We start from the raw sequence: 23,895 nt of genomic DNA on the forward strand, positions 1-23,895 counted from the left end.
GGCAGCATCGCCGAGCCGGTGTCGACGGCGGAGGGGTGTGTGGAAAACTGTCTGGTACACCGGATAGTGACGGTGTTCATGGGCCGCGCGGCGGGGACACGCTAGGTTCTCTACCGTGGGGTCGGACGCGGCGCTGGGAGAAGAGATGAGCACATCGGCTGTGAACAGCGGGGGCACGGTGGTGGCCGGGGTCGAACTCGGTGACCCGGAGCTCGCCGAGAACGTGCGCAACGGCCTGGAACAGGTCGAGAAACTGCTCATCGCCGAACTGTCCGACGGGGAGGATTTCCTGCAGGACGCGGCGCTGCACCTGGCCAAGGCGGGCGGCAAGCGGTTCCGTCCGCTGTTCACGATCCTCACCGGTCAGCTCGGGCCCAACCCGACCGATCCGGCGCTGGTCACCGCGGGCACCGTCGTCGAACTCGTGCACCTGGCCACCCTCTACCACGACGACGTCATGGACGAGGCGCCCATGCGCCGCGGCGCGCCCAGCGTGAATTCGCGCTGGGGCAACAACATCGCCATCCTCGCCGGCGACTACCTGTTCGCGCACGCCTCCCGCCTCACCTCCACCCTCGGGCCCGACGCGGTGCGCATCATCGCCGAGACCTTCGCCGAACTGGTCACCGGCCAGATGCGCGAAACCGTCGGCGCGCGCGAGCGGCAGGACCCGGTCGAGCACTACCTGCGCGTGGTGTGGGAGAAGACGGGTTCGCTCATCGCCGCCTCCGGTCGCTTCGGCGGCACCTTCTCCGGCGCGAGCCCCGAGCACATCGAACGCCTCGCCCGCCTCGGCGACGCCGTCGGCACCGCCTTCCAGATCTCCGACGACATCATCGACATCTCCTCGGCCTCCGAGCAGTCCGGCAAGACGCCCGGCACCGACCTGCGCGAGGGCGTGCACACCCTGCCGGTGCTCTACGCGCTGCGCGAGGACGGCGCCGACGCCGACCGCCTGCGCACCCTGCTCGCCGAGCCCCTGGAGACCGACGAGGACGTGGACGAGGCCATCGCGCTGCTCTCCCGCTCGCACGGCATGGTGCTGGCCAAGGAGAAGCTGCAGGGCTACGCCGAGCTCGCCTACGCCGAACTGGCCGAGCTGCCCGCCGGACCGGCCAACGACGCGCTCGAACAGCTGGTCCGCTACACCATCGAACGCGTCGGGTGATCGAGCGACCATAAACCTCTGGAACTCGCTCGCGCGGCCTATCGTTGACCTGTCGTAAGGCACTCGACGAACGGGGGAGTGGGCAAGGAGACGTATGCACGGGCACGGGTATGCGAACGGTCTGAAGACGTTCGGTCTGATGGTCGGGCTTTCGGCGCTGATCGTGTTCGCCGGGGCCATGTTCCGCAGCCCGACCATTCTCGTCATCGCCATCCTGCTGGCCGTCGGCATGAACGCCTGGGCCTACTTCAACAGCGACAAGCTCGCGTTGAAGGCCATGCACGCGCAACCGGTCAGCGAGCTCGAGGCGCCGGTGATGTACCGGATCGTGCGGGAGCTCGCCACCCTCGCGCGCCAGCCCATGCCGCGGCTCTACATCAGCCCCACCAACGCGCCCAACGCCTTCGCCACCGGGCGCAATCCGCGTCACGCCGCCGTCTGCTGCACCAGCGGCATCCTGCAGATCCTCGACGAGCGCGAACTGCGCGCGGTGCTCGGCCACGAACTGGCGCACGTCTACAACCGCGACATCCTGATCTCCTCGATCGCGGGCGCCCTGGCCGCCGTCATCTCCGGCTTGGCCAACCTGGCCTTCTTCGCCTCCATGTTCGGCGGCCGCGACAGCAGCGGGGGCCCCAACATGCTGGGCGTACTGCTCATCTCGCTGCTCGGCCCGATCGCGGCCACCCTCATCAAGCTGGCCGTCTCCCGCTCCCGGGAGTACCAGGCCGACCAGTCCGGCGCCGAACTCACCGGCGACCCGCTGGCGCTCGCCTCGGCGCTGCGCAAACTGGAACGCGGCGTGCAGGCCGCGCCGCTGCCGCCCGAGCCGCAACTCACCTCGCAGTCGCACCTGATGATCGCCAACCCCTTCCGGGCCGGGGATCGCGCCGCCCGCTGGTTCTCCACGCACCCGCCGATGGCCGAGCGCATCGCGCGGCTGGAGGAGATGGCGGGCGGCCCGCGCGACTACCGGTAGTTCACGAACTGCAGCGCGATACCGAAGTCCTCACCCTTGAGCAGGGCGATCACGGCCTGCAGATCGTCGCGCTTCTTGCTGCTCACGCGTAGTTCGTCGCCCTGGATCTGCGCCTTCACGCCCTTGGGGCCCTCGTCGCGGATCTTCTTGGAGATCTTCTTCGCCTTCTCGGCGTCGATGCCCTGCACCAGCGAACCGGTGATCTTGTAGGTCTTGCCCGAGGCCACCGGCTCGCCCGCGTCGAACGCCTTCAGCGAGATGTCGCGGCGGATCAGCTTCTCCTTGAACACCTCCAGCGCGGCCTTCACCCGCTCCTCGGCCTCGGCGGTGATCACGATGCTCTCCTCGCCGGACCACTCGATCTTCGCGCCCGTCCCGCGGAAGTCGTAGCGGGTGTTCAACTCCTTCTCCGCCTGATGCAGAGCGTTGTCGACCTCCTGCCGGTCCACCTTGCTGACGACGTCGAACGACGAATCGGCCACTGAAGAGCTCCTGTTCTGCGACGGTTGACGCGGGCGCGCTCGCCGGGGCGAGCGGTCGAGGAAGTTCTACCCCGCGAGCATCGAACGTAGTCCCTCCGCACGGCCCTTGGCCAGCCGGTTTGCATTCGGCACGGGGGTTCGTTGTATTCTGCTGTGCGCGCCGAGAAGCGCACGTAAGGCAGGTTGCCCGAGCGGCCAATGGGAGCAGACTGTAAATCTGTCGGTGAAAGCCTACGTAGGTTCGAATCCTACACCTGCCACCCCGCCGGAAAGGGCGAGCAGTGCACCAGCACCGCTCGCCCTTTCCGCGTTTCCAGGGCGGTTGTTCACCGTTCCCGGTGGCCCAGATGTCCGTCGGGGCGGACGTGTATTCGGTCGCCGGTGTGGGCGCGATAGTGCGCGAAGGCGTGGCCTTCGACGTCGGTGACGTAGGGGGTGTTCGGTCGCGGGTCTCCGGGGCGGATGACCGTCCAGGTGTGGACGGGGTGGGTTTGCCGGGGTGACGAGGGCGCTGCCTGTGCTGCGCCGGGCTCCCCTGGCGTGGGTGCCGTTGTGGTGGCAGTCGGCGAGTCTGGGCCGACCGGTGCGGCGGGATTCGGTGGCGCGGACGAGGTATCCGTTTTGGGACGTGCTGGTGGCGCTGCGTTCGGTGCGATGGCGTCGTTCGGCGGTGTGGGGGCGGGTGTTGATAGCGAGGGTGCGGCAACGATCGGCGGACCAGGGGCGTTCGGTGTGGCGTTGGCCGGCGCGGACGAAGTGTCCGGTTCGGGGCGAACTGCCGGCGGTATGGCGTCCGGCGTGACGGAGGCGCTCGGTGGCGCGGACGAACTCTCCGCTGGTTTGGGCGCTGCCGGTGGTGTGGGGGCGGGTTTCGGCGGCGTCGGTGCTGCCGGTGGTGCGGGAACAGCTGCTGGTGGTGTGGCGGCCCCCGGTGCGGGGAGGGTGAGTGGATCGCGGGTGGCCTCCGTGCGGTGCGTGTTCGGCGATGTGTTCGCCCCGAAGCGGAGCAGGGTGGCGTGGGGGCCGCGGAACAGGTCGAAGAGGCGGAGTGGGTTTCCGGTGGCGTCGAGGACGGGGGCGTCGGGTGCGCGGTCGCCGGTGACCAGCGCTCCCTCGTCGTCCGGGTCGCGGTAGGTGATGTCGAGCTGGTGGGTTTCGGTGCCGCGGCGGTGGGCGTTCTCGTCGCCGTCGAGGTGCCGCCGCAGCAGGCCGGTGCTGATCCCGAGGACGCGCGCCGCGACCGGACGGCGTTCGGCCTCATAGGAATCGAGCGTCTCGGGCGTGCCGTCGGCCAGTTTCCAGCCCAGGTTGTAGGCGTCTTGTACGCCCGTGTTGAGCCCTTGGCCGCCCGCCGGTGGGTGCACGTGGGCGGCGTCGCCCGCCAGGAACACCCGGCCTACGCGGTAGCGCCGCGCCAGCCGCGTATTCGACCGCCACACCGTGGACCACCGCAGATCGGTGAGCCGGATCGCGAGATCGCCCGCGAGGTCGTCCACGTGGCGTTGCAGCAGCGACAGCGTGGGCTCGGCCTGCTCGGTGAACGGCGCGGCGAACTGGAAGTGCCGCCCGCCCGGCAGCGGTGACAGCGCGACGGCGCGCAAGGGATCGGCGGAAGTGCGCAGGGCATAGCCGAATTCGTGATCGAGGGCGTCGGCGCGCACGTCGCCCAGCAGCATCCGCATCGACTCGTCGGTGTGGCCCTCGAACTCGATGCCCAGGGCGCGGCGCACGAAGCTCCCGCCACCGTCGGCGCCGACGAGGTACCGGGCGCGCACGTCTCCGCCGTGCGCGAGGGTGACGGTGACACCCTCCGTGTCCTGCTCGACGCCCACCACCTCGGTGCCGAGTTCGACTTCGACGCCGTACTCCGCGAGCCGGTCCCGCAGCACGGCCTCGGTGTCGGACTGTCCGAGCACCAGCGGATTCGGGTACGGCACAGCGGGATTCGGTGGTAGGTCCTCGTCCATCCGCAGTTCACCGACCTCCACGCCGTCCAGGAAGTCCCGGAAGACCGGCCGCGCCGTGGCTTTCGCGCGGATCGCGTCGATCACGCCGAGGTCGTCGAACACCTCGAGGGTGCGCGGCTGTAGGCCGTCCGCGCGCGATCCGGGGAAGAACTCGGTCGCCTTGTCGACGATCCGGACCGGCAGCCCGCGGCGGGCGAGGTCGATGGCGAGAGTGAGCCCGGTCGGGCCCGCGCCCGCGATCAGGGTGTGGATGGTCATGATTCACCTCCGTGGGCTCGGTGGGGTAGTGGTGCCGGGTGGGGTGTTGGTGCTGGTGTCGGTGGGTGTTGGGGACTGTTGTCGGGGCGCGCTGTCGGGTGTCGGCGTCAGCGGGGCTCTGGTTGTCGGGGGTGTTGGTGTGGGCGGGGTGGTGTCGGGTGCCGGCGTCGGCGGGTCGTGGCGTCGGTGATTGGCGTCAGCGATGCGGTGGTGGCTGAGTCGTGCACAGCTCAGCGGGGTTCGGTCAGTCCGCTTTCGTAGGCGAAGATCGCGGCCTGGGTGCGGTCGCGCAGGCCGAGTTTGGACAGGATCCGGCCGACGTGCGTCTTCACCGTCTCCTCGGCGATGAACAGGCCGCCCGCGATCTCGGCGTTCGACAGCCCGCGCGCCACCAGCTCCAGCACCTGGGTCTCGCGTTCGGTCAGTTTCTGCAGGTCCGCGTTGCCGGGGCGGAAACGTCCACCGAGACGGGAGAATTCGCCGAGCAGCCGGCGCGTGACCGAGGGCGCGAGCATCGCGTCGCCGCGCGCGACGGTACGCACGCCGAGCGTGAGTTCCGCGGCCGGTGTGTCCTTGAGCAGGAACCCGCTGGCCCCGGCTTGCAGCGCGCGGAACACGTATTCGTCCAGGTCGTAGGTGGTCAGCACGATCACCTTGGTCGCCGCCCCGGACGCCACGATCCGCGCGGTCGCCTCCAACCCGTCGAGGATCGGCATGCGGATGTCCATCAGCGCCACGTCGGGCCGCAACCGCTCGACCATCCGCACCGCCTCCGCCCCATCCCCCGCCTCCCCGACGACCTCGACGTCCTCCTGCGCCCCGAGCAACACCGCCAACCCATCCCGGATCAGCGCCTGATCATCAGCGATCAACACCCGTATCGTCATCGCGCCCGCCGTTCGTCGAAGGGGAGGAGTGCCCTAACTCGATAGCCGCCGTCGGGGGTCGGTCCGGCGTCGAATTCGCCGCCGAGGGCGGCGACGCGTTCGCGCATGCCGACCAGGCCGTGGCCGGTGCCGGTGGTCGTCGGATGCGAGTTCGGGCGGGTGTTGCGGACGTCGATCGCGAGTCCGGTGTCGCTGCGCGCCAATTCGAGGGTGAGCTCGGAGCCCGGGGCGTGGCGCAGCGCGTTGCTGAGTGCCTCCTGCACGATCCGGTACGCCGACACCGAGACGCCCTGGGGCAGGTTCGTGTCCAGTTCGTCGCGCCGCACGTGCACCGTCCGGCCGGCCGCACGCACGCTCTCCACGAGTTCGCCGATGGCCGCCACGTCGGGTTGCGGGCGGGGATCGTGTTCGGTGTCGGCGCGCAGCACCCCGAGGATGCGCCGCATCTCGCCGAGCCCGGCGGCCGCGCTGGCGCGGATCGCGTCCAGGCTCGCGACGAGTTCGGGCGGCGGATCGGGCACCCGGTACTGCGCGGCCTCGGCCTGCACCGCCACCACCGACATGTGGTGGGCCACCACGTCGTGCAGTTCGCGGGCGATCCGGGTGCGCTCCTCGAGCAGGGCGTTGCGCTCGCGCTGCCGCTCCGATTCGCGGCGCTGGGTCCGCGCGTCGCGGCGCGATTCGATCAGCGCCCTGGTGACCGCGGCGGCGGTGAGCACCAGCCCGGTGAGCACGGCCGAGGTGACGAATTCCGCGAGCCCGCCCCCCGGCGCGGCGATGGCCGCCACGGCCGTCACAGCGGTGGTGACCACCCACACGACCACAGTGGCGCGCCAGCCGACCAATAACGCCAGGATCGCCAGCACCAACAGGTAGGAGTTGAAAACGGCATCGGCCCAGAGGGTTTCGTCGGAGACCGCCGCGGTGCTGGTGAGGGCGATCAAGCTCACCGCCCACCCCGCCAGCGGCACCCGCGCCTGCAACACGATCGCCAGCGCCTGCGCCGCCGCCAGGATCGCCGACTGCCGCGCACTCAGATCGGTATCCGACAGCAGCGTGTGGTCGACCACCGCGAAGACGAAGACCGCCAGGGCAGCCAACACCACGGGTGCCAGCCAGCGCGGCCCCACCGGGGCGCTCACACGTCCTCCCGTTCCAGCCGGCGCCACGCCACCGCGACCGACGCGAGCGTGGTCACCACCACGATCGCCAGCCGCGGCCACCCGCCGAGCGTGCCGATCAACTCCGCGGCCCCGTCGGAACTCTGCGCGAGTTTGGCCACCACGGCGCTCGGCGCGAAGATCGTCAGCCATTTGTGCAGCTCCCCGAAGATCTGCGCCGAGGACACCTGCGGCAGCACCACGTACAGCACGGACAGGGCGACCGCGGCGGCGGAACTGCGCAGCAGCACCCCGAGCGAGAGCCCGAGCAGCGCGACGGCGGGGAAACAGCAGTAGATCCCGAACAGGCCGGGCAGCGGGTCGCCCGGGTCGTACGCGGCGGGCTCGATCATCGCGCTGCCGATCAGATACGCCGTCGTCACCGCGACGATCCCGCACACCGTGGCGATCACCGTGACCACCACGGCCTTCGCCGCCAGCACGAGACCGCGCTGTGGCGTGGTCGCCAGTACCGGCCGGATCGTGCCCGAGGTGTACTCCGTGCTCATCACCAGCGCGCCCCACGCCGCGATCGCGGCCAGGCACAGCGTGACCCCGGTGAGCGCGCCACCGAGGACGGTGTCGCCCGCCTCCATGCTCGCGGTGAGCCCGACGAACAATGCCGTCAGCGGACCGAGCACCGCCGTGGCCAGCGGCAGCGCCCACAGCGCGCGGGCCGAACGGATCTTGATCACTTCGGAACGGATCTGATCGGCCAGGAGGGTGCCCGCGGGCACCGTGACGGCGGTCATGCGGCACGCTCCGTCACCGGGCGCGCCGCGAAGTTCTCATGTTCGGCCACCAGCCGCGTGAACACGTCCTCCACACTGGCCGTGACGGGTGTGAGTTCTTCGAGGGCGATGCCGTGCGTGAGAGCCAGCCTGCCGATCTCGGCGGACGTGATTCCGCGCACCGTGGCCGCGCCGTCGCGCCACGCGAGCTCCCGGTCCAGAACGCCGGTCAGGCGCTCCGGCTCGGCGCAGCGCACCCGCACCACCGGCTCGTCCCGGCGCGCGACGAAGCGCGACAGCGGTTCGTCGGCCAGCAGCCGCCCCGACCCGATGACCACGAGGTGGTCGGCGATCAGCTGGGTCTCGCTCATGAGATGGCTGGACAGCAGCACCGTGCGGCCCTCATCGGCCATCGCGCGCAGCAACTCCCTGATCCACCGGATGCCCTCGGTGTCCAGGCCGTTCACCGGCTCGTCCAGCACCAGGACCTCCGGATCGCCGAGCAGTGCGGCGGCGATCCCCAGACGCTGGCGCATCCCCAGCGAGAACCCGCCGACCCGCCGGCCCGCCACCGCGGTGAGGCCGACCGTGTCCAGTACCTCGTCCACGCGTCGCGCCGGAATCCCGGACGCCGCCGCCAGCCCCCGCAGGTGTGCCGCCGCCGTGCGCGACGACAGCACATCACCCGCGTCGAGCAGCGCGCCGACCGTGTGCAGCGGCCGCGTGAGCTCGCGATACGGGCGGCCCCGCACCGTCACCGATCCACCCGTCGGGGTGATGAGCCCGAGAATCATCCGCATGGTCGTGGTCTTGCCCGACCCGTTGGGGCCGAGGAAGCCGGTGACCCGGCCCGCACCCGCCGTGAACGTGAGGTCGTCCACGGCGCGTGTGCGTCCGTAGCACTTCGTCAACCCGCGCGCCTCGATCATGGTTCGATGCTAGGGACGCGCCCGCCGCCGCCACATCCCTCGCACGAGCGTTCGTGGTGTAGCTCGGAAGGGGGATACGGTAGGTGCGGCACGCCGCCCGCAGGCCGTGCGCCGACCCGCTCGACGGGTCCGAAAACATGTCTTGACCACACGGTTTGGAACTGCGTGCGTTCGGTGTGTAATCTCGTTCAAGACTTCAGCGCGCCGGGGTCGAGATCCTGAGTCTCCGGAGCGAAGGCAGTCATGCCCCCTTAGCTCAGTCGGCAGAGCGTTTCCATGGTAAGGAAAAGGTCAACGGTTCGATTCCGTTAGGGGGCTCGCCGGATTGCCGGTGGTGACCGACTCGGCAACGCACCCGCGGTGGTGGGGCTGGGCACGGAACCACGGCAATGCGACGCCGTGGCGGTGTAGCTCAGTCGGTAGAGCAAACGACTCATAATCGTTGTGTCGCCGGTTCAAGTCCGGCCATCGCTACCACAACCTATCGAGCCCATCAGGTACCGGAAAGAAGGCATATCGTGGCCGCGAAGTCCACCGATGTCCGGCCAAAGATCACCTTGGCCTGCGAGCAGTGCAAGCACCGCAACTACATCACCAAGAAGAACCGGCGCAACGACCCGGATCGGCTGGAGCTGAAGAAGTTCTGCCCGAACTGCGGCACGCACCGGGCGCACCGCGAATCCCGCTGAAACCCACTCGCGCGTGAAGCTACCGCGAGGGTGGTGCCGGGAGCTCGATCCCGGCTTTCTCGGACCGTGAAGCCGTGCAGGGCCGGACATATGTCCGGCCCTGATCTCGTTTGCGGACCGGTGCGGTGGTCAACGCTCCGCGACCCCGGGGAGCGGGGTCAGATAGGTACAGTCCTCCCGTGACAATCAACACCGGTACAGAAGAAGCGGTCCAGCCGGGCGCTGCGGATTTCGATCCCGCCGCCCACGCCGCGGCGATGGTCGGTCACCACTATCGCGTCGACGACTACTACGAAGTCGGCCGCGAGAAGGTCCGCGAATACGCCCGCGCGGTGCAGGACTACCACCCGGTGCACTGGGACGAGGACGTCGCCGCGGAGTACGGCTACGACGGCCTGCTCGCGCCCCCCACGTTCATCTCCCTGGTCGGCATCCTGGCCCAGCGCAAGCTGTTCGAACAGGTCGTCACCGGTTACGACCTGAGCCAGATCATGCAGACCGACCAGATCCTGGAGTTCCACCGGCCCATCCGCGTCGGCGACCAGCTCACCTGCGACGTCTACCTGCATTCCTTCCGGCAGGCCTTCGGCGGCGACATCATCGTCACCAAGAACATCGTCACCGCGCAGAACGACGAACTGGTGCTCACCACCTACACCACGCTCGTCGGCCGCAGCGGCGGCGATATCGACCCGAACCTCAACGAGGCCGTGCGCAACGTGCTCATGCACGGCATCGGCTCCGAGGAGCCGGGCCACCACCCGCGCACCGCCGCGCCCGTGTCGGCGCCGCCGGTGCCCGTCACCACCATCCCCGAGGTCGCGGCGAGCAAGCACGCCCGCTCGTTCGACGGGATCGGCGTCGGTGACGAGCTGCCCCCGCGCGTGGTCCGCCTCACCCGCGGCGATCTGGTCAACTACGCCGGCGTCTCCGGCGACGCGAACCCGATCCACTGGAGCGACGAGGTGGTCAAGCTCGTCGGCCTGGACAACGTGGTCGCGCACGGCATGCTCACCATGGGCCTCGGCGGCGGATTCGTCACCTCCTGGCTGGGCGATCCGGGCGCGGTCAAGGAGTACAACGTGCGCTTCACCAGCCCGGTGTACGTCGGTTCCGAGGAGGCCGCCGAGGTGGAGTACACCGGCAAGGTGAAGTCGGTGGACCCCGAGACGCGCACCGCGGTGATCGCGATCGTGGCCAGGTCGGCGGGCAAGAAGATCTTCGGCCGGGCCACCGCGACCGTGCAGCTGTCCTGACCTGGTCGGCCGACCCTGATTGGCTATCGGCGCGGTCGGTCGAGTACACTCGGGACTCTGGGGTCACCAGCCGCTGCGCGCTGCTCTGAGGGGCTGGTTCCAGGCGGCGGCTTCGGCCGCCACCCTCGGGACCGGCAACCGCCGGAGCGGCGCGCGTGTTGTGTGAACCCGGTACCGGGCGCTCGCGCTCGATACGGCAAACTGAATATGGGAAACGTGGTCGGACACGATGTTCGTCCGACCGAAGGGGCGTAGCTCAAATGGCAGAGCAGCGGTCTCCAAAACCGCAGGTTGCAGGTTCAAGTCCTGTCGCCCCTGCCCTGGATGCCAGCGATGAGAGAGGATCGGCGTGAGCGACGACACTCGCAACGGCGCAGACCCGGCCGACGACGCCGCCGCGGTGAGCCGGCCGAGTGGCAAGCGGTCCGCCCGGCGGACCCGCTCGGGGTCGTCCTCGGCCGACACCGGATCGGTCGCCACGATCGACCGGCCTTCGCTGAAGAAGACGGACAAGACTGCCGGTAAGGGCAAGCGCGGCGAGACGGGCAATCCGTTCAAGCGCGTGATCAAGTTCCTGCGAGAGGTCATCGCGGAACTGCGCAAGGTGATCTGGCCCAACCGGAAGCAGATGGTCACCTATACGAGCGTTGTTCTGGTGTTCGTGATCTTCATGGTCGCCTACATCAGCGGGTTGGATCTGGCGTTCATCAAGGGTGTCAACTGGCTGTTCGGCTAGCGGTACGACGCCGACGCCGGTAGCCGATCCCGGGGCGGACCGGTGGAATCTTCCGCCGCGCCCGGCCCGGCACGCAGAGGATGTACGTGACGACACAGGAAGCGAGTGCCCCAGTGAGCACCCCGGAGAACGGCACCAACGACGAGTTCCCGGTCGACGACGTGGCCGAGCCCGCCATCGAGGCGGCCGACGAAGCCGCGGCGGTCGAAGAGCCTGTGGTCGAAGAGGACGTCGAAGCGGTCGAGGAAGCTCCCGCCGCCCCGATCGATGCCGAGCCCGCCGATCCCGTCGCCGAGATGAAGGCCGCGCTGCGGCGCGCCCCCGGTGACTGGTACGTCATCCACTCCTACGCCGGCTACGAGAACAAGGTGAAGGCCAACCTCGAGACCCGCGTCCAGAACCTGGACCTCGAGGAGTACATCTTCCAGGTCGAGGTGCCGACCGAAGAGGTCACCGAGATCAAGAACGGCCAGCGCAAGAACGTCAACCGCAAGGTGCTGCCCGGCTACATCCTGGTCCGCATGGACCTCAACGACGAGTCCTGGGGCGCGGTGCGCAACACCCCCGGCGTCACCGGTTTCGTCGGCGCCACCTCGCGCCCGTCCGCGCTGTCGCTGGACGATGTGGTGAAGTTCCTGGTCCCGGCCTCGCAGCAGAAGAAGGCGCCCGCCGCGGCGGCCGCCGCCACCGCGGGCGAGACCGCCACCGACGTGGCCCCCAAGCCGGTCATCGAGGTCGACTTCGAGGTCGGCGAGTCGGTCACCGTGATGGACGGACCGTTCGCGACGCTGCCCGCCAGCATCTCCGAGGTCAACGCCGAACAGCAGAAGCTCAAGGTGCTGGTGTCGATCTTCGGTCGCGAGACCCCGGTCGAGCTGGCGTTCACCCAGGTCGCGAAGATCTGATCGGGGGCCGGGCAACCCGGCCCCACCCGAAGGACGAGGGCACGCTCCCGGTAAGGTGTGTTGGTTCGTGCGCGGATCCCCCTGGCGTCAGCCGGATTCGCCCGCGAGCACCGGGCCGCGTGTCCGGAAGCGGGCCGCGCCCGCGACAGGCTTACGGCAACCGTAAGGACCCGAAACCAAGGAAGAAAGATGCCCCCCAAGAAGAAGAAGCTCGCCGGGATCATCAAGCTGCAGATCCAGGCCGGCCAGGCGAACCCGGCCCCGCCCGTGGGCCCGGCGCTCGGTCAGCACGGCGTCAACATCATGGAGTTCTGCAAGGCGTACAACGCCGCGACCGAGTCGCAGCGTGGCAACGTCATCCCGGTCGAGATCTCGGTGTACGAGGACCGGTCCTTCGACTTCAAGCTGAAGACCCCGCCGGCCGCCAAGTTGCTGCTCAAGGCCGCCGGTGTGCAGAAGGGCTCGGCCGAGCCGCACCGCACCAAGGTCGCCAAGGTCACCCTGGACCAGGTCCGCGAGATCGCGAAGACCAAGCAGGAAGACCTCAACGCCAACGACCTCGACCAGGCCGTGAAGATCATCGCGGGCACCGCCCGTTCGATGGGCATCACCGTCGAGGGCTGAGCGTCAGCGCCGGAGGAGGTAGCGCAGCGTGACCACGCAGGCGTAAGTGAAGCCCTCCGAAAGGCGCTGGGGCTGAGCGAAACCGCTCGGTGGGAGGGTCGGCCAGACCCGGCAACCACAGCTGAACCAGAACTTAAGGACAGAGAATCATGGCAAAACGAAGCAAGGCGTACCTCGCCGCGGCCGAGAAGGTCGATCGCGACAAGCTCTACTCCCCGCTGGCCGCCGCGCGGCTGGCCAAGGAGACCGCCACCACCAAGACCGACGCGACCGTCGAGGTCGCCGTGCGTCTGGGTGTGGATCCCCGCAAGGCCGACCAAATGGTCCGCGGCACCGTCAACCTGCCGCACGGCACCGGTAAGACCGCCCGCGTCATCGTGTTCGCGGCCGGTGAGAAGGCCGCCGAGGCCGAGGCCGCCGGTGCCGACGCCGTGGGCGCCGAGGACCTGATCGAGCGGATCCAGGGCGGCTGGCTGGACTTCGACGCCGCGATCGCCACCCCCGACCAGATGGCCAAGGTCGGCCGCATCGCGCGTGTCCTGGGCCCGCGCGGTCTGATGCCGAACCCGAAGACGGGCACGGTCACCACCGACGTGACCAAGGCCGTCAACGACATCAAGGGCGGCAAGATCAACTTCCGCGTCGACAAGCAGGCCAACCTGCACTTCGTCATCGGCAAGGCGTCCTTCGACGAGGCCAAGCTGGTGGAGAACTACGGCGCCGCGCTGGACGAGATCCTGCGCGTCAAGCCCTCCACCGCGAAGGGCCGCTACGTCAAGAAGGTGACGGTTTCGACGAACACCGGACCGGGCATCCCGGTGGACCCGAACCGCACCCGCAACCTCCTCGACGAGGACGCGTAAGCACCACCGCACCACCGCCGAGGGCGGGAACGCACCAGCGTTCCCGCCCTCGGCGTTTGCCGGGGCTTCGATACGACGGTCCGCCGTCCGAAGCGCTATCCTTACTTTGGTGTAAACGTAAGGAGATGTCATGGACGCGCTTGCTCGAATGACTTCCAAGGGTCAGTTGACGGTGCCGAAAGCTGTGCGGGACGCTCTCGACCTGCACGCCGGGGACAACGTGCACTTTCGCGTGGAGGGCGAGATCGTCGTGCTGGCCAAGACACCCGATCTGCTGGAACTGGCGGGCAGCGTTCAGGTGCCGCCAGCGGTTCGGGGTAAGACTTGGGACGAGATTCGAGAATCCGCATGGGCCGCGCAATGGCTGGAAGGGGAGGCGTGACGGTATTTCTCGACACCAATGTCCTGGTGCGACACTTGATTCAAGAGCCGCCCGAGATGGGGCGGCGGGCGACTGCCTTCTTGTCCGGAGCTGACGCCCTGCACCTGACGGATCTGATTCTCGCGGAGACGGTATACGTCTTGCGGAGCGTCTACCGAGTGCCTCGGCCGCAGGTCGCAGCGCTGGCACGGGCCGTCATCGGATCTCGCGGTATCGTCACCGACGATCCGGCGACGTTGATCCGCGCGGTCGACATCTACGAGCACGACCGCCTGTCGTTTGCCGACGCATATCTCATCGCCAGAGCTGAAGCGGCGGAACCGCACTCGGCTGTCGCCTCGTTCGACAAGGGCCTCGACAAGGTCGGCACCGTGCGTCGAATCGAGCCGGGGCGACTCGACGCGACTGGGTGACGGCGGCTCTCGTCGCGTGCCGCCGTCACCCGCGTCGCTTCAGTCCTCGTCGTCGGACTTCCGCCAGGCCAACAGCACCGATTCGCCGTGCTGCCTGCCCCACGGCAGGAAGATCGCGACGATGACCGCGCAGACCACGACCGCGCCCGCGGCTACCAGGGAGGCGGCGTGGGAGCCTTGGAGGGCGGCGGTTTTCATGGCGGTGATCAGGCTCTCGCGCTGGGATTCCAGGAAGGACGGGAGTTCGCGTTTGCGGATCTCCAGGACGCTCAGGGGGCTGGCGCGGACCAGGCTCTTCTGTTCCTCGCTGATCAGGGTGGTGGGTATGCGGTCGATCAGCGGGTCGACGCGGGTCGTGTAGTAGGAGGCGACGATGGAGCCGAGGACCGCGACGCCGAGGGTGCCGCCGACCTCGCGGGTGGTGTCGTTCACCGCCGACCCCGCGCCCGCCTCGTTCAACGGCAGTGACGCCATGATGGATTCGGTGGCCGGTCCCTGAACGATGGCCAGGCCCAACGCCATCGACACCATCGAGGGCAGCACGTCGGTGACGTAGCCGCTGTCCACCGTGACCTGTCCGCCCAGGTAGAGCCCCACGCCGGTGAGCAACAGGCCGAACACGATCACCGGTGTGGTGCCGAAACGCTGCGCCAGCAGCACCGCCACGGGCGCGCCGATCGCGACGGAGAACGCGAAAGGCAGTGAGGCGATGCCGAATTCGAGCGGTGTGTACTCGCGCACGCCTTGGAAGTACTGGGTGATGAGGAACAGGAATCCGAACATCGAGAAGTAGCCGACCGCGATCGACAGGGCGGGCAGCGAGAAGCGCCGGTTGCGGAACAACCGCATGTCGAGAATCGGTGCGGGAGTGCGCAATTCCCAGACGATGAACGACGCCACCAGCGCCGCGCCGAGTGCGCCCGCGCCGAGGATGGTCACCGACAGCCAGCCGTAGTGCGGGCCTTCGATGATCGCCCACACCACCAGCGTGATGCCCGCGATGGACAGTCCGATGCCGGGCAGGTCGAGCTTGCCCACCTCGGCCGAACGCGATTCCGGCACCCACAGCACCACCGCGATCACGGCGGCGACGGCGACCGGCACGTTGATCCAGAACACCGAATGCCAGCTGAAGTGTTCGAGCAGCCAGCCGCCGGAGATGGGGCCGATGGCGATGGCGAAGCCGGCCATGGCCGTCCACGCCGCGATGGCCAGCGCCCGCTCGCGGCGGTCGGTGAAGATGTTGATGATCAGGGCGAGGGTGGCGGGGAAGACGGCCGCGGCGAACACGCCCATGGCCGCGCGGGCGGCGATGACCGAGCCCAGCGATTCCGACAGCGCGCCGCCGACGGACATGATCGCGACGCCGATCAGGCCGAGGATCATCACCTTCCGGCGCCCGTAGCGGTCGCCCAGGTTGCCGAAGGCCAGCAACAATCCGGCGAAGGTCAGGGTGTACGCGTCGACGACCCATTGCAGGCCGCTGACACCGGTGGACAACTGCACCCCGATGGAGGGCAGGGCCACGTTGACGATGGTGTTGTCGAGGACGACCAGCAGTTCCGCCAGGCAGATGACCGCGAGGGCGAGGAATCGCTGGGAACGTCGTTCCAGCAGCACCGGTGGATCGACTATGGAGGTTGCCATAGTCCAGTAGCCAAGCAGATATATGTCACCGTTGGTAACATCTTGATGCGGCGATATCGGCCACAATCACCCCGGAAAAGTGGTGTGCATCACAACAATTCGGCCGCGCGCGGGTGTCGATCCGGCCGGGACTGGACCCGTTTTGGCAGATGGCGGGCACGACAGGTACTGTGGTCGTCAGTTGTCGACATGTTCGATCGCTACCCAATCCGTTCTACCGAAGACCGTTGGTCGCCGATTCCGCAGGGAATCGGTCGAAGGTCCGGCGACATTGCCGGCGGCCCACGCAGGGAGGACCGAGGCTGGGAGTCGATACGAGTCTCGGACTCGCTCGATTTTTCCTGTGCGCCCCGGAACGCTCTGCGTCCGGGGCGTTCGTTTTGTCGCCGGACCCCTGATCGGTAGTTCGCATACACGAACCGACCATCAGAGAGGAGGCGAAGTATGGCAAAGGCTGAGAAGGTCACCGCGGTTGCGGAGATCGCCGAGCAGTTCAAGAACTCCACGGCCACCGTGGTCACGGAATACCGTGGCCTGTCGGTCGGCAAGCTCACCGAACTGCGGCGTGCGCTCGGCTCGGAAGCGACGTACTCCGTCGCCAAGAACACCCTGGTGAAGCGCGCGGCCGCCGAGGCGGGCGTCGAGGGGCTCGACGACCTGTTCGTCGGTCCCACCGCGATCACCTTCATCACCGGTGAGCCGGTCGATGCGGCGAAGGCCCTGAAGACCTTCGCCAAGGAGAACAAGGCGCTCGTCATCAAGGGCGGCTACATGGACGGCGCCGCGCTGTCCGTCGCCGAGGTCGAGAAGATCGCCGATCTGGAATCCCGCGAGGTGCTGCTGGCCAAGCTGGCCGGTGCTCTCAAGGGCAACCTGGCCAAGGCCGCCGGCCTGTTCAACGCTCCTGCCTCGCAGGTGGCCCGCCTGGCCGCCGCGCTCGAGGAGAAGAAGCGGGCCGAAGGCGGCGCCGAATAATTCGGCCCGCCCCCACAGACATCCACTACCGAAAGGAAAACAACAATGGCCAACGTTGACGAACTGCTCGAGACCTTCGGCAACATGACCCTGCTCGAGCTGTCGGACTTCGTCAAGAAGTTCGAGGAGAAGTTCGAGGTCACCGCCGCGGCTCCGGTCGCCGTCGCCGCCGTCGGTGGCGCTGCCGCTCCGGCCGAGGCCGCCGAGGAGCAGGACGAGTTCGACGTCATCCTCGAGGGTGCCGGCGACAAGAAGATCCAGGTCATCAAGGTGGTCCGTGAGATCGTCTCGGGCCTGGGCCTGAAGGAGGCCAAGGACCTCGTCGAGGGTGCGCCCAAGCCGATCCTGGAGAAGGTCGCCAAGGACGCCGCCGACGCCGCCAAGGCCAAGCTGGAAGAGGCCGGCGCCAAGGTGTCGGTCAAGTAATTCCCGAATTACTTCGCTCGCGGGCGGTCCCCACCTCGGGGGCCGCCCGTTCGCGTTCGCGGGGGACATGCGAGCGTAGTACCCGAAAGTCCGAGGATGTCCGGCTTACTCTGGAGTCAGGTTGGGGTGTGCCGCGTCTCGGGCATGCGATAGAGTGACCGAACCCACTGTGACGTGACGCACCGCGAGGACCGAGGCGCGGTTCGCCGGTGGGCTGCTCGCTGAGAAACTGTGGAGGTAGGCGTGGGCGTCGAGGTCAGGACCGAGGGTGTTACCAAATCCTTCGGTTCACAGCGAATTTGGCAGGACGTGTCGCTGACCCTGCCTTCCGGCGAGGTGAGCGCGCTGCTGGGCCCGTCGGGTACGGGTAAGTCGGTGTTCCTGAAGTCGCTGATCGGCCTGCTGCGTCCCGAGCGCGGCTCGATCTACATCGACGGCACCGACATCACCACCTGCTCCAACAAGGAGCTCTACGAGATCCGCAAGCTGTTCGGCGTGCTGTTCCAGGACGGCGCGCTGTTCGGCTCGATGAATCTGTTCGACAATGTCGCGTTCCCGCTTCGTGAGCACACGAAGAAGTCGGAGAGCGAGATCAAGAACATCGTCATGGAGAAGCTCGAGCTGACCGGTCTGCTCGGCGCCGAGGGCAAGCTGCCCGGCGAGATCTCCGGCGGTATGCGCAAGCGCGCCGGGCTGGCGCGTGCGCTGGTGCTGGACCCGCAGATCATCCTGGTCGACGAGCCCGACTCGGGTCTGGACCCGGTCCGCACCTCGTACCTGAGCCAGCTGCTGATCGACATCAACGCCCAGATCGACGCGACGATCCTGATCGTGACGCACAACATCAACCTGGCCCGTACCGTGCCCGACAATATCGGCATGCTGTTCCGCCGCCAGCTGGTGATGTTCGGCCCGCGTGAGGTGCTGTTGACCTCGGAGGAGCCGGTGGTCAAGCAGTTCCTCAACGGCCGGATGATCGGTCCGATCGGCATGTCGGAGGAGAAGGACGAGGCGCAGATGGCCCGCGAGCAGGCGCTCGTGGACGCCGGTCACCACCACGGTGGCGCCGAAGAGGTCGAGGGCATCATCCCGCAGATGAAGGCCACGCCCGGTATGCCGGTGCGCCAGGCGGTGCATCGCCGTCAGGCGCGGGTGCGCGAGATCATGCACACGCTGCCGCACGCCGCGCAGGTCGCCATCCGCGAATCCATGACCGAGAACGACGACACCCAGGTGATGTCGTACAACCTGCCCACCGCGCCGATTCCGGGCGGCGCGAACGACACCACCGTGCGCCACAACACAACCAACGGGTAGCATTCCGCGCGTGACCCCATCCCTGGCGCGCGTGCGAACTCCAGTCGAGTCCGCATTCGCCCAGGTAGGCAACGTCTTTGCGCTGTTCGTCGACGTACTGCGCAAGATGTTCCGGCGCCCGTTCCAGTGGCGCGAGTTCATCGAGCAATCCTGGTTCATCGCCAGCGTCTCGATCCTGCCCAGCGCGCTGGTGGCGATTCCGTTCGGCGCGGTGGTCGCGCTGCAGACCGGTTCGCTGATCAAGCAACTCGGCGCGGAGTCGTTCACCGGCGCCACGAGCGTGCTCGCCACCGTGCAGCAGGCCGCGCCGGTGGTGACGGCGCTGATCATCGCGGGCGCGGCCGGCTCCGCGGTGGCCGCCGACCTCGGCGCGCGTGTGATCCGCGAGGAGATCGACGCCATGGAGGTGCTCGGCGTCGATCCGGTCGCCCGGCTCGTGGTACCGCGCGTATTGGCCATGACGCTGGTGGCGGTGCTGCTCAACGGCCTGGTCTCGGTGGTCGGCATCGCCGGTGGTTATTTCTTCAACGTGCTCTTGCAGGGCGGTACGCCCGGTGCGTATCTCTCGTCGTTCTCGGCGTTGGCGCAATTGCCCGACCTGTGGATCGGCGAGATCAAAGCGGCGATTTTCGGGCTGTTGGCCGGGGTGATCGCGGCATACAAGGGACTGCATCCGAAGGGGGGACCGAAAGGAGTCGGTGACGCGGTGAACCAATCCGTGGTGATCACATTCCTGGTCCTTTTTTTCGTGAATGTCATTCTGACGTTGGTGTATCTACAGGTCGTTCCGGCCAAGGGCTCGTGACGTGGTGACCTCGTCGCGGGACCCGGTGCTGGCCAAGTCGGCCCGCCGGGCGGGAGCCCTCGCGCGGACGCCGCTGGACGTGGTGGATCGCGCGGGCGAGCAGATGTCGTTCTACGCGCGCGCCATCGCCTGGATTCCGCGCACCGCCGTGCACTACCGCAAGGAAGTCATGCGGCTGCTGGCCGAGGTGACCTTCGGCAGCGGCGCGCTCGCGGTGATCGGCGGCACCATCGGCGTCATCGTGTTCATGTCCGGTTCGGTCGGCGTGGTGGTGGGCCTGCAGGGGTTCAAAGCGCTGGATTCGCTGGGCAGTTCGGTGCTCACCGGCTTCCTCACCGCCTACATCAACACCCGTGAGATCGCGCCGCTGGTGGCGGCGCTCGCGCTCTCGGCCACCGTGGGCTGCGGGTTCACCGCGCAATTGGGCGCGATGCGGATCTCCGAGGAGATCGACGCGCTCGAGGTGATGGCGGTGCCGGGTGTGCCGTTCCTGGTGACGACGCGCGTGATCGCGGGCTTCCTGGCCGTCATCCCGCTCTACATCGTGGGCTTGCTCGGCGCGTACTTCGCCTCGCGGGCGGTGAGCATCTGGTTCAACGGCCAGTCCAGCGGTTCCTACGACCACTATTTCAGCCTGTTCCTGCCACCGGAGGATGTGCTCTATTCGTTCCTCAAGGTGCTGGTGTTCGCGTTCGTGATCATCCTGGTGCACTGCTACTACGGCTTCACCGCGACGGGCGGTCCGGCCGGGGTCGGCGTGGCGGTGGGCCGGGCGGTGCGCGCGGCCATCGTGCTGGTGAACGTGCTCGACTTCTTCCTCAGCCTGGCCATCTGGGGCACCACGACCACGGTGCGGGTGGCCGGATGACCGGGGTGTGGCGGGCCACCGAGAAGCTGCGGGTGCGGCTGCTGGGCATCGTGTTCTTCCTGGTGGTCGGGCTGTTCCTGTGGGGGACGGTGGCGATCTACAACAAGCAGTTCGTGCGCACCGTGGACGTGGACCTGATCACCGACAGCGTCGGCAACGCGCTGAGCCGCAACGCCGATGTGAAGGTGCGCGGCGTGACGGTCGGGGAGGTGCGCGCCAGCCGCGCCGAGGGCGACCGGGTGACCCTGGACCTGGCCATCGATCCGGACAAGGCCGGCCAGATCCCGGTGAACGCGACCGCACGCCTGCTGCCCAAGACATTGTTCGGCGAGCGCTACGTGGATCTGGTGATCCCCGACGAGCCGAGCCCGCAGCACCTCACCGACGGTGTGACCCTTCATCAGGACGCGAGCGGCAACGCGATCGAGATCAGCCAGTTGCTCGACAACCTGTTGCCGCTGCTGCAAGCCATTCCGCCACAGGATCTGGCCGCGACCCTCGGCGCGCTCTCCCAGGCGCTGTCGGGCCAGGGTGTCGCACTGGGCGAGACAGTGGACCGCCTCGACACGATCTTCCGCGATCTCAACGGCGTGCTGCCGGAGTTGCAGGAGGGCCTGCGCCACTTCGCCGAGACCGCCGCCGTCTACTCCGACGCCGCCCCGCAGCTGGTGGACGCCCTGGACAACTTGCGCACCACCAACACCACCATCGTGCAGCGCCGCGCCGATATCGACGCTCTGTACGCGGTGCTCACGCCGACCTCGGCCAGCGCCGCCGACTTCCTGCTCGCCAACCGCGACAACATCATCGACCTGGCCGCCGACTCGCGGCCCGCGCTGGAACAGCTCGCCACCTACTCGCCGAGCTACGCCTGCGCGCTGGCCAACTTCGCGAAGATGAAGCCCCGCATCGACGAACTTTTCGGCATGGGCACCGATCGCCCCGGTTCGCGGGTGACGATCGAGCTCACCAACACTCGCGGCAAGTACCTGCCCAACCAGGACGAACCCCGTTGGCTCGACACCAGCGGCCCGTGGTGCGTCCCCGAATTCCCGGTGGGCGTGGACGCGGGCCAGTACCCCGCCGGGCCGCGCAACGACGGGTCCTACGCGGTGCCGAGCCGCAATCCGGGCGATCAGACCTCGGGCTGGCTCCCCGCCCCGCAGTTCGGCGTCTTCCCGGCCGCCGCGCAGGTGCCCACGCTGGCCGGTTCGCCGGGCGAACAGCAGTCGCTCGGCGCGATCTACGGTGCGGCGCACGGGGTTTCCCCCGACCAGGTGCCGGGCTGGGTGACCAGGGCGGGTGCGCCCGCGTTCCGCGGCAGCGAGGTGAGCGTGCGATGAGCGCGAACCTGCGCGGGCTCGGTGCGCCGCTGGCGAAGCTGATCGCGTTCGTGCTCGTCACGCTCACCGCCACCACGGTGCTCGGCCTGTCGATCGCGAACTACACCGGCGGCGGCACGGCCTTCAAGGCGCGATTCACCGACGTCACCTCGCTCAACTCCGGTGACGAGGTGCGCATCGCGGGCGTGCGGATCGGCAAGGTGACCGGCATCTCGATCGTGGACCGGCGCCTGGCCGAGGTGACGTTCGAACTCACCGACCGCGACTGGCTGCCCGCGTCCACCACGGCCAGCATCCGCTACCGGAATCTGGTGGGGCAGCGCTACATCGCGCTGGAGCAGGGCGCGGGGGAGCAGGGCCGCAAACTCAACGAGGGCGCCACCATCCCGCTGGAGCGCACCCGTCCCGCGTTGAACCTGACCACGCTGTTCGACGGGTTCCGCCCGCTGTTCCGTGTGCTCACCGCCGACGACGTGAACAGGCTGTCGTTCGAGATCATCCAGGTCTTCCAGGGCGAACAGGGCACCATCCGGGATCTGGTGGCCAGCACCGCGAGCCTGACCAACAAGATCGCCGACAAGGACGCGGTGATCGGCGAACTCACCCGCAGCCTGACCCAGGTGCTGGAGACGGTCAACGAGCGCGACGAGCAGTTCGATCAACTCATCCGCAACACCGAGGCGCTGGTCACCGGGTTGGCCGCCGAACGCGACACGGTCGGGCGGGCGGTGAGTTCGCTGGGCGCGCTGGCCACGGCCACCGGCGAGCTGCTGGTGCCCACGCGGCCGTCGCTGCAGGGCACGATCGCCGGGTTGAATCAGCTCACCGGCACCCTCAACGAGCGGTCCGACGAGGTGAACGAGGCGCTGGCGACCCTGCCGATCAAGATGGAGAAGCTCGGGCGGGTGGGCAGTTACGGCTCCTGGTTCCAGTTCTATCTGTGCGGCATCGACATCGTGGTGGGGCCGGGCGCGGTGGACGCGCCGCAGCTGAACCTGCCCGCGAGCCTGCCGACGATCAACCAGCCGCTTTACACCAACGCCGCGCCGCGCTGCCAGGGGAGGGCCCGCTGATGGAGGACCGCACCCTGCTCGGCAAGCGCAGCCCGGCGTTCCTCGGCGCGCTGGGGCTGGCGCTGGTGCTGCTGGCGACCATGTCGGCGTTCGCGCTGGACCGGCTGCCCATCGTGGGCGCGGCCACCAAGTACACGGCGGAATTCTCCGAGGCGGCCGGGCTGAAGAAGGGCAACGAGGTGCGCGTGGCCGGCGTGAAGGTCGGCTCGGTGTCGGACGTGCGGCTCGACGGCGACCGCGTGCTCGTCGACTTCCGCACCAAGGACGCCTGGATCGGTGACGAGACCACCGCGTCGATCCAGATCAAGACCCTGCTGGGCCAGAAGTTCCTGGCGCTGGACCCCAAGGGCTCGCGCCCGGCCGACCCGGGGACGCCGATTCCGCTGTCGCGCACCGTCTCCCCGTACGACGTGATCGACGCGTTCTCCGACGCGGCGCGCAATATCGACGAGATCGACACCGGTCAGCTGGCCACCAGCATGCGGGTGCTGTCCGACGCGTTCGCCACCACGCCGCCGGAGATCCGCGGGTCCATCGACGGTATCGCCCGGCTCTCCGAGACGCTGGCCTCGCGCGACGAGGAACTGAAGCGGCTGTTCCGCGCCACCCACCGCACCACCGAACTGCTCGCCGACCGCAACGCCGAATTCGAGCGGCTACTCGCCTCGGCGGGACAGTTGCTGGCGGAGTTGAACTTCCGGCAGCAGGCCATCCACCAGCTCCTGGTGGGCGCGCGCACGGTGTCGACCGAGCTGAGCGCGCTGGTCGCCGACAACGAACAGCAGATCGGGCCCGCGCTGACCAATCTGCGCGCCGCCATCGACATGCTCAACGCCAACCAGCAGAACATCTCCAAGACGCTGGAACTGGCCGCTCCGTTCTACGGGCTGTACGCCAACGTGCTCGGCACGGGCCGCTGGTTCGACGCGGTGATCGTCAACCTGATCCCGCCGCAATTGCCGGAGATCCCCGGCTACCGGGACCCGGTGCGGCAGATGGGAGGCAACTGACG

Annotated in this window: 25 protein-coding genes and 4 tRNA genes; 22 read left to right on the forward strand and 7 right to left on the reverse strand. The window is 68.3% G+C overall.

What is annotated here, in order from left to right:
- Positions 1 to 145: 145 nt before the first annotated feature.
- Both OHB21_RS11585 and htpX read left to right on the forward strand, forming a co-directional pair.
- A complete protein-coding gene (locus OHB21_RS11585) occupies positions 146 to 1,168 on the forward strand; it encodes a polyprenyl synthetase family protein (RefSeq protein WP_067506182.1) in 1,023 nt (340 codons plus the stop codon).
- Positions 1,169 to 1,262: 94 nt separating this feature from the next.
- On the forward strand, positions 1,263 to 2,147 hold the full coding sequence (gene htpX, locus OHB21_RS11590) for a zinc metalloprotease HtpX (RefSeq protein WP_067506185.1): 885 nt from the start codon (positions 1,263 to 1,265) through the stop codon (positions 2,145 to 2,147).
- On the opposite strand, the gene OHB21_RS11595 is transcribed toward htpX, so the two are convergent.
- On the reverse strand, positions 2,138 to 2,629 hold the full coding sequence (locus OHB21_RS11595) for a YajQ family cyclic di-GMP-binding protein (protein ID WP_067506188.1): 492 nt from the start codon (positions 2,627 to 2,629) through the stop codon (positions 2,138 to 2,140). The genes htpX and OHB21_RS11595 overlap by 10 nt on opposite strands.
- 177 nt (positions 2,630 to 2,806) lie before the next feature.
- Between OHB21_RS11595 and OHB21_RS11600 the strand changes: the two genes are divergently transcribed.
- A tRNA-Tyr gene (locus tag OHB21_RS11600) sits at positions 2,807 to 2,889 on the forward strand.
- A 66-nt stretch (positions 2,890 to 2,955) separates the two neighbouring features.
- On the opposite strand, the gene OHB21_RS11605 is transcribed toward OHB21_RS11600, so the two are convergent.
- The 5 genes from OHB21_RS11605 to OHB21_RS11625 all read right to left on the reverse strand — a co-directional run bounded on the left by OHB21_RS11605 (position 2,956) and on the right by OHB21_RS11625 (position 8,561).
- Complete coding sequence (locus OHB21_RS11605) at positions 2,956 to 4,854, reverse strand: FAD-dependent monooxygenase (RefSeq protein ID WP_328438637.1); 1,899 nt, start codon at positions 4,852 to 4,854, stop codon at positions 2,956 to 2,958.
- A 230-nt stretch (positions 4,855 to 5,084) separates the two neighbouring features.
- On the reverse strand, positions 5,085 to 5,741 hold the full coding sequence (locus OHB21_RS11610; RefSeq protein ID WP_328438639.1) for a response regulator transcription factor: 657 nt from the start codon (positions 5,739 to 5,741) through the stop codon (positions 5,085 to 5,087).
- A complete protein-coding gene (locus OHB21_RS11615; RefSeq protein WP_067506196.1) occupies positions 5,738 to 6,883 on the reverse strand; it encodes a sensor histidine kinase in 1,146 nt (381 codons plus the stop codon). Before OHB21_RS11615 ends, OHB21_RS11610 begins: the two co-directional genes overlap by 4 nt.
- Entirely contained in the window at positions 6,880 to 7,653 is a 774-nt protein-coding gene (locus OHB21_RS11620) for an ABC transporter permease subunit (RefSeq protein ID WP_067506199.1), read from the reverse strand. The genes OHB21_RS11615 and OHB21_RS11620 overlap by 4 nt, the downstream gene beginning before the upstream one ends.
- Positions 7,650 to 8,561, reverse strand: a complete 912-nt coding sequence (locus OHB21_RS11625; RefSeq protein ID WP_328438642.1) for an ATP-binding cassette domain-containing protein — start codon at positions 8,559 to 8,561, stop codon at positions 7,650 to 7,652. The genes OHB21_RS11620 and OHB21_RS11625 overlap by 4 nt, the downstream gene beginning before the upstream one ends.
- A 245-nt stretch (positions 8,562 to 8,806) precedes the next feature.
- Here OHB21_RS11625 and OHB21_RS11630 point away from each other — a divergent pair.
- The 11 genes from OHB21_RS11630 (at position 8,807) to OHB21_RS11680 (ending at position 14,429) form a co-directional block, all read left to right on the forward strand.
- Positions 8,807 to 8,879 (forward strand) — tRNA-Thr (locus OHB21_RS11630).
- An 83-nt stretch (positions 8,880 to 8,962) separates the two neighbouring features.
- Positions 8,963 to 9,038, forward strand: a tRNA-Met gene (locus OHB21_RS11635).
- Positions 9,039 to 9,079: 41 nt separating this feature from the next.
- A complete protein-coding gene (gene rpmG / locus OHB21_RS11640) occupies positions 9,080 to 9,250 on the forward strand; it encodes a 50S ribosomal protein L33 (RefSeq protein ID WP_011211653.1) in 171 nt (56 codons plus the stop codon).
- Between the two features lie 185 nt (positions 9,251 to 9,435).
- Complete coding sequence (locus tag OHB21_RS11645) at positions 9,436 to 10,506, forward strand: fused (3R)-hydroxyacyl-ACP dehydratase subunits HadA/HadB (RefSeq protein ID WP_067506443.1); 1,071 nt, start codon at positions 9,436 to 9,438, stop codon at positions 10,504 to 10,506.
- A gap of 245 nt (positions 10,507 to 10,751) precedes the next feature.
- Positions 10,752 to 10,824, forward strand: a tRNA-Trp gene (locus OHB21_RS11650).
- Positions 10,825 to 10,855: 31 nt separating this feature from the next.
- Complete coding sequence (secE, locus tag OHB21_RS11655; RefSeq protein WP_067506204.1) at positions 10,856 to 11,242, forward strand: preprotein translocase subunit SecE; 387 nt, start codon at positions 10,856 to 10,858, stop codon at positions 11,240 to 11,242.
- 113 nt (positions 11,243 to 11,355) lie between these two features.
- Positions 11,356 to 12,147 (forward strand): transcription termination/antitermination protein NusG, encoded by a 792-nt coding sequence (nusG, locus tag OHB21_RS11660; protein ID WP_067506206.1) that lies wholly within the window; start codon positions 11,356 to 11,358, stop codon positions 12,145 to 12,147.
- 189 nt (positions 12,148 to 12,336) lie between these two features.
- Entirely contained in the window at positions 12,337 to 12,771 is a 435-nt protein-coding gene (gene rplK / locus OHB21_RS11665) for a 50S ribosomal protein L11 (RefSeq protein ID WP_067506210.1), read from the forward strand.
- 149 nt (positions 12,772 to 12,920) lie between these two features.
- On the forward strand, positions 12,921 to 13,634 hold the full coding sequence (rplA, locus tag OHB21_RS11670) for a 50S ribosomal protein L1 (protein WP_067506213.1): 714 nt from the start codon (positions 12,921 to 12,923) through the stop codon (positions 13,632 to 13,634).
- A gap of 130 nt (positions 13,635 to 13,764) precedes the next feature.
- On the forward strand, positions 13,765 to 14,016 hold the full coding sequence (locus OHB21_RS11675; RefSeq protein WP_067506217.1) for an AbrB/MazE/SpoVT family DNA-binding domain-containing protein: 252 nt from the start codon (positions 13,765 to 13,767) through the stop codon (positions 14,014 to 14,016).
- Positions 14,013 to 14,429, forward strand: coding sequence for a PIN domain-containing protein (locus tag OHB21_RS11680; protein WP_067506220.1), 417 nt, complete (start codon positions 14,013 to 14,015; stop codon positions 14,427 to 14,429). Before OHB21_RS11675 ends, OHB21_RS11680 begins: the two co-directional genes overlap by 4 nt.
- Before the next feature lie 39 nt (positions 14,430 to 14,468).
- On the opposite strand, the gene OHB21_RS11685 is transcribed toward OHB21_RS11680, so the two are convergent.
- Entirely contained in the window at positions 14,469 to 16,076 is a 1,608-nt protein-coding gene (locus OHB21_RS11685) for an MFS transporter (protein ID WP_067506223.1), read from the reverse strand.
- A 444-nt stretch (positions 16,077 to 16,520) separates the two neighbouring features.
- On the opposite strand from OHB21_RS11685, the gene rplJ reads away from it, so the two are divergent.
- From rplJ to OHB21_RS11725, 8 genes are all read left to right on the forward strand, one after another.
- Positions 16,521 to 17,051 carry a 50S ribosomal protein L10 gene (gene rplJ, locus OHB21_RS11690; RefSeq protein WP_067506226.1) on the forward strand — a complete coding sequence of 177 codons (531 nt, stop codon included), beginning with the start codon at positions 16,521 to 16,523 and terminating at the stop codon, positions 17,049 to 17,051.
- A gap of 45 nt (positions 17,052 to 17,096) precedes the next feature.
- Positions 17,097 to 17,477, forward strand: coding sequence for a 50S ribosomal protein L7/L12 (gene rplL, locus OHB21_RS11695; protein ID WP_067506229.1), 381 nt, complete (start codon positions 17,097 to 17,099; stop codon positions 17,475 to 17,477).
- A 243-nt stretch (positions 17,478 to 17,720) separates the two neighbouring features.
- Entirely contained in the window at positions 17,721 to 18,794 is a 1,074-nt protein-coding gene (locus OHB21_RS11700; protein ID WP_067506232.1) for an ABC transporter ATP-binding protein, read from the forward strand.
- Positions 18,795 to 18,900: 106 nt separating this feature from the next.
- The gene (locus tag OHB21_RS11705) at positions 18,901 to 19,599 is read left to right on the forward strand and encodes an MlaE family ABC transporter permease (protein ID WP_228789237.1); all 699 of its coding nucleotides are present in this window, start codon (positions 18,901 to 18,903) and stop codon (positions 19,597 to 19,599) included.
- Positions 19,600 to 19,702: 103 nt separating this feature from the next.
- Positions 19,703 to 20,467 (forward strand): MlaE family ABC transporter permease, encoded by a 765-nt coding sequence (locus tag OHB21_RS11710; protein ID WP_228789240.1) that lies wholly within the window; start codon positions 19,703 to 19,705, stop codon positions 20,465 to 20,467.
- Positions 20,464 to 21,810: an MCE family protein gene (locus OHB21_RS11715; RefSeq protein ID WP_067506241.1), complete on the forward strand. Its 1,347-nt coding sequence runs from the start codon at positions 20,464 to 20,466 to the stop codon at positions 21,808 to 21,810. Before OHB21_RS11710 ends, OHB21_RS11715 begins: the two co-directional genes overlap by 4 nt.
- Positions 21,807 to 22,883: an MCE family protein gene (locus OHB21_RS11720; protein ID WP_328438652.1), complete on the forward strand. Its 1,077-nt coding sequence runs from the start codon at positions 21,807 to 21,809 to the stop codon at positions 22,881 to 22,883. Before OHB21_RS11715 ends, OHB21_RS11720 begins: the two co-directional genes overlap by 4 nt.
- Positions 22,883 to 23,893: an MCE family protein gene (locus tag OHB21_RS11725; protein ID WP_067506244.1), complete on the forward strand. Its 1,011-nt coding sequence runs from the start codon at positions 22,883 to 22,885 to the stop codon at positions 23,891 to 23,893. The genes OHB21_RS11720 and OHB21_RS11725 overlap by 1 nt, the downstream gene beginning before the upstream one ends.
- Positions 23,894 to 23,895: the final 2 nt, after the last annotated feature.

This window comes from Nocardia puris, from assembly GCF_036051655.1.
GTDB classification, from domain to species: domain Bacteria; phylum Actinomycetota; class Actinomycetes; order Mycobacteriales; family Mycobacteriaceae; genus Nocardia; species Nocardia puris.